General features: G+C 44.6%; 9 protein-coding genes. 4 read left to right on the top strand and 5 right to left on the bottom strand.

The genetic code is table 11. The annotated features are described in order from the left end of the window. Positions 1-3: 3 nt before the first annotated feature. Positions 4-2310, bottom strand: a complete 2307-nt coding sequence (gene fabD, locus SB847_RS02945; RefSeq protein ID WP_410577316.1) for an ACP S-malonyltransferase — start codon at positions 2308-2310, stop codon at positions 4-6. 455 nt (positions 2311-2765) lie between these two features. Continuing rightward, a complete protein-coding gene (locus tag SB847_RS02940) occupies positions 2766-3404 on the bottom strand; it encodes a YkyA family protein (RefSeq protein WP_032864631.1) in 639 nt (212 codons plus the stop codon). Between the two features lie 246 nt (positions 3405-3650). On the opposite strand from SB847_RS02940, the gene SB847_RS02935 reads away from it, so the two are divergent. Further along, positions 3651-3830 carry a YjcZ family sporulation protein gene (locus SB847_RS02935; protein ID WP_007409651.1) on the top strand — a complete coding sequence of 60 codons (180 nt, stop codon included), beginning with the start codon at positions 3651-3653 and terminating at the stop codon, positions 3828-3830. 112 nt (positions 3831-3942) lie between these two features. Beyond that, positions 3943-4497 carry a peptide deformylase gene (gene def / locus SB847_RS02930; protein WP_003154544.1) on the top strand — a complete coding sequence of 185 codons (555 nt, stop codon included), beginning with the start codon at positions 3943-3945 and terminating at the stop codon, positions 4495-4497. 34 nt (positions 4498-4531) lie between these two features. Here the strand turns inward: def and SB847_RS02925 are convergent, their stop codons facing one another. Next, the gene (locus SB847_RS02925) at positions 4532-5305 is read right to left on the bottom strand and encodes a Cof-type HAD-IIB family hydrolase (protein WP_410562483.1); all 774 of its coding nucleotides are present in this window, start codon (positions 5303-5305) and stop codon (positions 4532-4534) included. A gap of 354 nt (positions 5306-5659) precedes the next feature. On the opposite strand from SB847_RS02925, the gene SB847_RS02920 reads away from it, so the two are divergent. Both SB847_RS02920 and rnjA read left to right on the top strand, forming a co-directional pair. Further along, complete coding sequence (locus SB847_RS02920) at positions 5660-5869, top strand: DNA-dependent RNA polymerase subunit epsilon (RefSeq protein ID WP_003154548.1); 210 nt, start codon at positions 5660-5662, stop codon at positions 5867-5869. A 5-nt stretch (positions 5870-5874) separates the two neighbouring features. Continuing rightward, positions 5875-7542, top strand: coding sequence for a ribonuclease J1 (gene rnjA, locus SB847_RS02915; protein ID WP_007611151.1), 1668 nt, complete (start codon positions 5875-5877; stop codon positions 7540-7542). A 33-nt stretch (positions 7543-7575) separates the two neighbouring features. Here rnjA and ade read toward each other — a convergent pair whose 3' ends face one another. After that, a complete protein-coding gene (gene ade / locus SB847_RS02910) occupies positions 7576-9309 on the bottom strand; it encodes an adenine deaminase (RefSeq protein WP_410562488.1) in 1734 nt (577 codons plus the stop codon). Positions 9310-9457: 148 nt separating this feature from the next. Next, complete coding sequence (ktrC, locus tag SB847_RS02905) at positions 9458-10123, bottom strand: Ktr system potassium transporter KtrC (RefSeq protein WP_003154554.1); 666 nt, start codon at positions 10121-10123, stop codon at positions 9458-9460. Between the last annotated feature and the right edge of the window lie 20 nt (positions 10124-10143).

The following is a 10143-nucleotide window of genomic DNA, read 5'->3' as shown; positions in this document are numbered from 1 at the left end:
TCTTTAGTGTAGAAATAACGTATCCAATCTGTGCCTTAGCAGACTTTCGGTCTCATTCATCAATTTTTCACCAATGTCATCGACATGTCTGTTTCTCCATGATTCCAAATCCGTGCCCTTTACCCAATGATTAAAAGCGCCTAAAGACGGGCCGCAATGAACTTGGAAATTCACCTTTTGTTCTTCCTGCCCTTCCAAAGCAAGCAGACATCCTCTTTGCAAATACCACTTAAATAGTAACAGCATCTTATATTTTTGATTGCGCTCAGCTTTTTGGGCCAGGTTCGGCTGTTTATCTATTATGCTTTCGTAGATTTCATCAAAAGTCTTGTTAAAATAATCATTTTCGAGCTGAATCTTTGTCTTTTCATCTATCTCACTCAAAGACTCGTATTGTTGGTAGATTTGAAATAATTTATTTGCCCTGACCGGAAACAGCGTGCCCTTTTTCAGCACCTGAACCTTTGTTCCGAACTCAAACAGAGTCTCCGAAGGCGCATAAGCAGTATCGCATATTCCTGTCTCACTCAGCATTTCTTTAACAAAACCGCTTGTTTCGGCTTCAACTGTACATTGATTAATGGATCCCGTCATAATAAAATCAGCGCCCATTAAAAAAGCAGACGCCGCAGACTCGGGAGTCCCGATTCCTCCCGCAGCCCCGATCCTTATCTTCCTTGCGTATTTGTGTGTTTCCATCATCTCATCCCGCAGGTTAACAAAAAACGGCAGCATCGCCGTCAATGAGCCCTGTTCGGTATTACTTCCGCAATCTGCTTCAATAATGATATCGTCTGCTGCCGGAATACGGCTGAGCCACTCCGCCTGCTCTTCCGTCAGCATACCGTTCTGACACATTCTCTTTACGATACTTTGAGGAGGCGGACTCAGAAATGCGGCCGCAACTTCCGGCCGTGAAACTTTGGCAATGATCCGATTATGAGGTATGACCCTGCCGCTTTTGTCTATCTTCAACTGATGCGCTTTGTAATAAATTAATGGTGCGCTGACGGAAAGATACGAAGACGCTTCTATTACTCGTACGTCATGCTTGATATATAAATCTATCAATTCCTTTTCTCTATCTTGATGATCCGGCTCAAATCGCAGATTCATTCCGTAGGGCTGACCATTTTTGAGTGTCTTCTTAATAGAAATAAGGGCCTGTTCAATTTCCCTTATAGGTAAACCCGCTGTGCCAAAGAACCCCAGCATTCCTTTCTTCCCGAGGCGGATCAGCATTTCAGCGGAAGAGATCCCTCTATGCATTGCACCTGCCAAATACGCGTATGTCAAACCGTAATCTTCTTTGAAAGATTGATCACCCAATCGGGACACCGGTGAAGCTGCACCGCTCTCTATATTTTCGGCCAAGAGGCTATGCTCTTTCCCGCTTTCCGAATTGTCCTTGTTCCCTTCAGAAAAAAAGAGACTGTCTTCCGGCGCACTGATAGTAAGCGGTTCCTCATCTCTTTGTATGGTGTGAATTAATTTAGTCAGAATGTTGCCGGGACCGATCTCTTCAAACACAGTTACGCCTTGTCCCATTAGATACCTGATGCTTTCAGTCCATTTCACCGAGTTTGTTATTTGTTCAATTAAATTCCGTTTGATATCTTCTTGTTTATAAGGTCTTGCCGTATAGTTAGATATGACCGGGAAATTCAATTCAGAAAAATGAAACTCCTCGATAAATTCCGCAAATTCACGCTGTGCACTTTCCATGAAACGAGAATGAAAAGCTCCGCCGACTTGCAATACGATATAAGCTTTCGCCCCTTCTTTTTCAAAAAAAGAGGCTGCCCGCTTTATCTCATCTGCAGCCCCTGCTATCACAATTTGTGAAGATGTATTGTAATTGGCGATATCTATTTGGCCGAATTCATACTTCTGAAGTATTTTTTTTATGTGATGCTCATCCAGTCCGATCACGGCAGCCATTCCGCCCTCGGAAGCCTCACTCATTAACTCGCCTCTTTTAGCAACCAGCCGGAGACCTGTTTCAAAATTAAAAACGCCGGCCGCAAAAAGCGCAGTATATTCACCCAGACTATGTCCTGCAACAGCATCAGGGCGTGTATGACCTTCTTTTAAACCCTTTAAATATTGCAGTGCGCTCACTGTATAAATTGCAGGTTGTGTATACTTCGTATCAGTCAGCCTCTCTTTTTCATCTGAAAGGCATAAATCCTTTATGGAGTATCCTAAAATATGATCTGCCTTTTTAATGAGCTCACTGAATTCATCGAATAAGTCTCTGCCCATTCCTTTAAACTGCGCTCCCTGTCCGGGAAAGACGTAAGCAAGCATTTGTTTTCCTCCTGTTCCGTATTTCTGCCGTTTCTTTTCGTTCCGATTTGATTAACGTTTTTCACTTCAATTTTAAAATTGTCGTTTACTCTTAGCACACTTACTTAATAAGCATTACTAAGCAAAATAAAAAAACCTTTATGCCGGATAAAGGTTTAAAAGCAAAAAGCATGTACAAATATCATATTGCCGTAAATATAAATAGGTAGAATTTTCTGATAATTAAAATCACATTTTCATTCTGTTTTATATATATCAATATAATAAAAACATTCCAACGTGCCGAAACAACGATTGGTTTTATGTGAATATTTCCCTAAATAAATACTATACCATGATTTACTTGTTGTCAATGGGAAACACACGTATATACCAATTCTTCAGCCGCCTTTTTACAGGCGGCTGAACTCGGTTGTTATCAGTTCATCAGCCCATGCCGATATGCCTTCACTATACTATTTGCGGAATAATAGTTCTTTCTCTTTGTTGTAGTCTTTAGTAAATTGATTGAACTCATCTGCTTGTTTATGCACCTTTTCGTAAACTGAGTTTACTTTGCTGATTTGCTCTTCCAGCTGCGCTAATGTGAGCTTTTTATCTTTAATCAGTTTATAAAGGTCCTTATCAAGTGAAATGGCTTTTTCGTACTTTTTGTACAAAAGATCATAAGATGCATACCTTTTCCCCATTAAAGCGACAGCATGCCCGGCTTTTTCTTTTACTTTCTTATCCTTTATTTCTTGAGAAGTTTTTTTTGCGGATTCAAACGCTTTTTTTGAATCATCAATACTGTCTTTTTCTGCTTTCAGATGTTTTTTTCGCTGATTTGCATTGCTCAGAGCCTGATCAGACAGTGTGACAATTTTCTGGTAATCATCCATATTCAGTTTAACCGCGCTGTCGTATAGCTGATGCTCTTTTTTCTCCAATTTTTCTAATGTTTTCTGCTCTTTTTGAAACGGTTTTTCCGCTTGAACGGCTTTTTCCATCGAGTCATGAAGCGATTCAACCGGATCTTTTCCCCCGCATCCGGCAAGCAGCATACTTGCGGCGCCGAGCGCTCCGATTCCTGCTAATACCTTTTTTTGAATCATATTCACTTAAAATCCCCCAATCTTGACAATTTCCACTATAGAAGCCCGAACGCTTTTTGACAATAGCTGAGCTGTAATTGACATGACCGGGTAAAAAGACGCTTACGGTGCTGTCAAAGAATACTTGCATAAAAAATTGAGAAAACAGGGCGGATGACCATACATCTTTTTGGCTTTTACATAGTTTATAGTAGACGCCGGCCCTGCTGACAGAGGGTCAGCGTAATTAAAAGAGGAGGTTTTTTTATGTACGGATATGGATTTGGCGGCGGATTTGGCGGCGGTTGCTGCGGCGGCGGATATGGTTATGGCGGCGGTTACGGTTACGGCTGCGGCGGCGGTTACGGCCGCACATTCGCATTAATCGTCGTATTGTTTATCTTATTAATCATCGTCGGTGCCGCTTATTTAGGCTGCGGCTGCTGACCCTATACAACGTGAACATCGGCCGGCCTGCTATGGCCGGCCAATTGTTTCGTTGCGCCGCGATAAAGAAATTCGCTATAATTTACATATTAAGCTTTAGGAGTGAAGTTTCTTGATTACTATGGAAAATATTGTACGCGACGGACATCCCGCGCTCAGAGAGATCGCTGAAGAAGTTCAGCTTCCCGCTTCTGACGAAGAAAAACAGCATCTTGCTGATATGATTGAGTTTGTGAAAAACAGCCAAAATCCTGAATTAGCCGAGAAATACAAGCTTCGTCCGGGCGTCGGCCTTGCCGCTCCCCAAACAGACGTAAAAAAACGGATGATCGCCGTCCATGCAGAAGATGCGAAAGGCACTTTATACAGCTATGCTCTTTTTAACCCTAAGATCGTCAGCCACTCAGTGGAAAAAAGCTACTTGACGAGCGGAGAAGGCTGCCTGTCGGTAGACGAACCCATTCCCGGCTATGTGCCGCGCTACGCCCGCATCCGCGTAAAGGCGGTGACGCTTGAAGGAGAACAGATTGACATCCGCCTCAAAGGTTTTCCGGCCATCGTGTTTCAGCACGAAATCGATCATCTGAACGGCGTGATGTTTTACGACCATATCGATAAAGAAAATCCGTTCAAAGAACCTGAAAACGCCATTGCCATTGACCGTTAAAAATAACCGGCACTTCCCAAAGTGCCGGTTTTCTTTATTTCAAAAGGCCCAGTTCTTTGACGGCCCAGCTGATTCCCTCTTCATCCACCGGCTTTGTGACGAAATCGGCGGCACCTTTTAATTCCGGAACCGCATTTCCCATCGCCACCCCGGTGCCGACAAAACGGATCATCTCAAGGTCATTTAATCCGTCGCCGAATGCATAAGTGTCACTTACGCGGTACGGAAGCCGCTCAAGCACTCTTTTAATGCCTTCCGCTTTTGAACCGCCTTTCGGAAGCACATCCGTTGACAATTCGTGCCAGCGGACGTAATCAAACTCCGGAAAAGCGGCATATGCTTTTTCTTCGTGTCCGCGGCAGAATAAAAGCAGCTGATAAATTTCTTTTCCTTTATAAAAAGTTTCATCAACTTCGGGATAAGGCGCTTTCAGACTGCCGATTCCTTCCGAGACGTGCGGATGTCCGGGGACGGTCGTTTTCATCGTGTCTTCCGCCATAAATACGACGGGGTGCTCCCCTTCTGCCGCCTGCTTTAATAAACGCGCAACCGCATCTTCAGGAAGCGGATTTTTATAAATGACCTCACCTTCAAATACGACATACTGGCCGTTGTATGAAATAAATGATTCAATCTCAAGCTCTTCCAGAATCGGTTTTACCATAAACGGGGACCTTCCGCTGGCGATAAAAACGTGATGGCCAGCCTCTTTAAGCGCCTTCACGGCGTTTCTTGCGCTATCGGGAATATGTTTATCATGGTCATAGATCGTGCCGTCAATATCAAAAAAGATCAGTTTTGGATTCATGTCAATTTCTCCTTTTTCCCGTTTATCAGTCGTGTCTTTTTCAATATCATCATACAGAAAGTTTTTCTTCCGGAAAACTGCCTTGATGAAATTCCAGTTTTACCCACGAAAACAAATTCATTTTTTCCGCATACTACTTCTATAAAGGGCTTTAAAGGAGGTATACGATGCTGCGCCGATTACGGAAGAAACTCAGAAGACAGTGGGGCGGAATGCTCCGGAAAAAAGTCATCGCGTAGAAGGGATCTTTCGTTTTTTGAAAGTCCCTTTTTTGCTCGAGACTTTCCTTATAATCCGTTTTCGAATATAATAGAATAAGCGAGTCTAACATACGGCATTTAAGGAGAGATTTGGATGATTTATAAGGTATTTTATCAAGAGAAGGCTGACGAAGTACCTGTTCGGGAAAAAACAGATTCACTTTACATTGAGGGCGTTTCAGAACGGGACGTCAGAACGAAACTGAAAGATCAGAAATACAACATTGAATTTGTTCAGCCTGTGGACGGTGCTTTTTTAGAATATGAGAAGCAGAGCGAAAATTTTAAAGTATTGGAGTTATGAGCGGAATGAAATTTGTAAAAAATGACCAGACTGCCGTTTTCGCCCTCGGCGGATTGGGCGAGATCGGAAAAAATACGTACGGGGTGCAGTTTCAGGATGAAATTGTACTGATTGATGCGGGAATCAAGTTCCCGGAAGATGAACTTCTCGGCATTGATTACGTAATCCCCGATTACACGTATTTAGTAAAAAATGAAGATAAAATTAAAGGTCTGTTTATCACCCACGGTCACGAAGACCATATCGGCGGTATTCCGTACCTGCTCAGACAAGTAAATATTCCCGTTTACGGCGGTAAACTCGCGATCGGCTTACTTCGGAATAAACTTGAAGAGCACGGGCTGTTAAGACAGACCAAATTAAACATCATCGGTGAAGACGACATCGTGAAGTTCCGCAAGACGTCTGTATCCTTCTTCAGAACGACACACAGCATTCCGGATTCATACGGAATCGTCGTCAAAACACCGCCGGGCAATATCGTACATACCGGGGACTTTAAGTTCGATTTCACACCGGTAGGCGAACCGGCAAACTTGACAAAGATGGCTGAAATCGGGAAAGAAGGCGTTCTGTGCCTGCTTTCTGACAGTACAAACAGTGAGGTTCCTGATTTCACCATGTCAGAACGCCGCGTAGGCGAAAGCATTCACGATATTTTCCGAAAAGTGGACGGCAGAATTATATTTGCGACATTCGCTTCGAATATACACCGTCTTCAGCAGGTGATTGAAGCAGCCGTTTTAAAAGGCAGAAAAGTTGCCGTATTCGGACGCAGTATGGAATCGGCTATTGAAATCGGACAAAATCTCGGCTACATTACCTGTCCTAAAAATACGTTTATTGAGCATAACGAAATCAATCGTTTGCCTGCCAATAAAGTAACAATTTTATGTACGGGAAGCCAAGGTGAACCGATGGCGGCGTTATCACGCATCGCTAACGGGACGCACCGGCAGATTTCCATTAATCCCGGAGATACGGTCGTCTTTTCTTCCTCTCCGATTCCCGGAAACACAATCAGCGTAAGCCGCACCATCAACCAGCTGTACCGTGCGGGCGCAGAAGTCATTCACGGTTCATTGAATGACATTCATACATCCGGACACGGCGGACAGGAAGAGCAGAAATTAATGCTCCGCCTGATCAAACCGAAGTTCTTTATGCCGATTCACGGTGAGTACAGAATGCAGAAAATGCACGTCAAACTCGCGACTGATTGCGGCATACCTGAAGAAAACTGCTTTATCATGGATAATGGAGAAGTGCTGGCCCTCAAAGGCGAAGAAGCCGCTGTGGCAGGCAAAATTCCGTCCGGCTCCGTTTACATTGACGGAAGCGGAATCGGTGATATCGGCAATATCGTGCTCCGCGACCGCCGCATTCTTTCAGAAGAAGGCCTTGTTATCGTTGTTGTCAGCATCAACATGGACGACTTTAAGGTTTCGGCGGGGCCTGATTTAATCTCAAGAGGTTTTGTATACATGAGAGAATCCGGTGATTTGATCAATGACGCGCAGCAGCTGATTTCGAACCATCTGGAGAAAGTTATGGATCGGAAAACAACGCAGTGGTCCGAAATTAAAAACGAAATTACCGATACGCTTGCTCCGTTCCTATACGAAAAAACAAAACGCCGCCCGATGATCCTTCCGATCATTATGGAGGTCTAAAAAAAACTGCACTCATTACGAGTGCAGTTTTTTTTATTGCAGCGGAATATGCTGAAAGGCTTTGACATCAAATAGACCGGCCGCTGTCATTTTAATATCCGGAATCACCGGAAGCGCTAAAAACGATAATGTGAGAAACGGATTGAAATCACCGGTGAATCCGAGCAGAGGAAGCTTCTCATGAAGCACGCCCAAGCTGTCATTGACCCATTCCGCCGACTTATCAGACAAAAGCCCGGCGATCGGAAGCGGAACGGAGTGAAGCAATTCTCCGTTTTTCACAGCTGTTAATCCTCCTCCGGTGTCACGGAGCCTGTTGATTGCTTTTGCCAAATCGGCATCGTTTGTACCGACGGCGATGATATTATGGGAATCGTGAGAAATGGTTGTGGCGATGGCGCCTTCTTTTAACCCGAACCCTTGTACAATCCCGAGTCCTATCATTTTTTCGCCGCTGTGCCGCTCTGCGACGACGATTTTTAATAAATCATTTTCTGTATCAGGACGAAACGCGTCAGCAGACGGTGCAGGCACTTCTTTTTTTCTCGTCTCCAAATGATTCGGTATCATTTCGATTACATTCATTTTCTTGCCCTCTTGAATCGGTATATGAAAATCCGATTCAGTCAGCGGCGATTTCAGCCGCACTGTATCCAACAGCGCCTGGTCCGGCGAATAGGAACCGGCAGACTGTTCATAAACCGTGCGTCCGTTCTCGGCAACGGTCCGGCCGGCGACCATGGTCTTCGTGACGGCAGCCTCCCGCACATCTGAAATGAACAGCAGATCTGCGTCAAAACCCGGTGCTACCGCCCCTTTTGTTTCAAGGCCGTAGCACTCAGCCGCATTTAAGCTGGCGAGCTGATACGCAAGGAATGGATCAAGTCCCGCCTTTATCGCCATTTTGACTTGGTGGTTCACACTTCCTTCTGAAAGCAGGTCATCTACATGCTTATCATCCGTGCAAAAGAAAAAGCGCCGCGCGTTTTTTTCATTCACCGCCGGCAGCACATTGAGCGTATTTTTTGCCACCGATCCTTCGCGCAGCATGACATACATTCCCCGTCTGATTCTGTCCAGTGCTTCTTCTTTTGTCGTCACTTCATGATCATTTGACACCATTGCGGTTCTGTATATATTGATGATATCTGAAGACAGTCCGGCTAAATGCCCGTCGATCCGTTTTCCGTGACGCTTGGCATCAAGCAGTTTCTGAAGCATATCCTCTTCACCTTCCGCAACAGACACATAATCCATTACTTCCGCAAGTCCGAGCACCTCTTTCTCCTGATAAAAAGGCTTTAAATCCTCGGCTTTTAATACGGCTCCCGAGCGTTCAAAGCTAGCCGCGGGAACACAGGAAGGAAGCATGAAACGGATGTTCAGCGGCGCCTTTTTCGCCTGCTCTATCATAAAAGAAATGCCTTTTGCTCCGGAAACGTTCGCAATTTCGTGAGGATCAGTGATGACAGTAGTCACTCCGTGTGGGAGGACGGCTTTAGCAAATTCAATCGGAGTAACCATAGAGGACTCGATATGAACATGTCCGTCAATAAAGCCCGGAACGATCATTTGGCCTTCTGCATCAATGACTTCTTCCCCTTCATAATCACCCAGCCCGACGATCACTCCGTCCGTAATGGCGATATCTGCAGAAATCCATTCCTGATTAAATACATCCATGATTTTTCCGTTTTTAATGACGGTATCGGCTTTTTGTCTGCCGGCTGATGCATTCAGCCGTTCAGCCAGTGTTTCTTTGTTCAAAATGAGGCCTCCTCTTTTTCTTTATATGGTACAATATGCTATCGGATCGCCTGATCATAGTCAATAAAAATCGCAGAAAATACTGCTCACACAATAAATGTCTTACTATTCCGACATAATAAAAGACCGTCCTTTTACGGACGGCTTTTCACTTTGTATGAAGCACTCTTTTTTCAAATCGGGAAATGTCCGTAAGAGAGCCGATAACGATGAGAATATCTTCTTTTTGGATCATTTCAGTCGCCAGGGGAGATACGATCACTTCTTTTTCTCTCTTGATGGCCACGATATTAATGCCGTACTTCGCCCGGATGTCCAGATCAAGCAGTGTGTTGCCCGCAAGCCTGCTGTTGGCCACGATCTCCACAATGCTGTGTTCGTCGGACAGCTCCAAATAATCAAGCACATTATTTGATACGATGTTGTGGGCGATGCGTTTTGCCATGTCACGTTCAGGGTGGACGATGTGGTCGGCCCCGATTTTCGCAAGCACTTTCTCATGATAATCGTTCTGCGCTTTAACCGTGATCGTGTTCACGCCGAGTTCCTTTAAGATCAGCGTCGTTAAAATGCTCGCCTGTATATTTTCGCCGATTGCCACAATGACGTGGTCAAAGTTGCGCAGCCCTAAGTTTTTCAGCACTGATTCATCGGTTGAATCGCCAATGACCGCGTGTGATGCGATTTTGGCGTATTCATTAACTTTATCTTCATCAATATCCATCGCCATGACCTCAAGGCCTTCTTCACTTAATGCTTTGCAAATACTTCCGCCGAAGCGTCCGAGACCGATAACGGCAAACTCTTTTCTCATAACAGTACTCCTTTAAACAA

The organism is Bacillus sp. SIMBA_026 (assembly GCF_046535335.1).
Taxonomy (GTDB): Bacteria; Bacillota; Bacilli; order Bacillales; family Bacillaceae; genus Bacillus; species Bacillus velezensis.
Note: the sequence above shows the minus strand (reverse complement) of the source record. Positions and strands in the feature narration are given on the sequence as shown.

Coding starts and splice junctions, on each gene's coding strand:
- fabD (WP_410577316.1), bottom strand. CDS start 2,310: ATGCTTGCTTACGTCTTTCCCGGACAGGGAGCGCAGTTTAAAGGAATG.
- SB847_RS02940 (WP_032864631.1), bottom strand. CDS start 3,404: ATGATTCAAAAAAAGGTATTAGCAGGAATCGGAGCGCTCGGCGCCGCA.
- SB847_RS02935 (WP_007409651.1), top strand. CDS start 3,651: ATGTACGGATATGGATTTGGCGGCGGATTTGGCGGCGGTTGCTGCGGC.
- SB847_RS02925 (WP_410562483.1), bottom strand. CDS start 5,305: ATGAATCCAAAACTGATCTTTTTTGATATTGACGGCACGATCTATGAC.
- SB847_RS02920 (WP_003154548.1), top strand. CDS start 5,660: ATGATTTATAAGGTATTTTATCAAGAGAAGGCTGACGAAGTACCTGTT.
- rnjA (WP_007611151.1), top strand. CDS start 5,875: ATGAAATTTGTAAAAAATGACCAGACTGCCGTTTTCGCCCTCGGCGGA.
- ktrC (WP_003154554.1), bottom strand. CDS start 10,123: ATGAGAAAAGAGTTTGCCGTTATCGGTCTCGGACGCTTCGGCGGAAGT.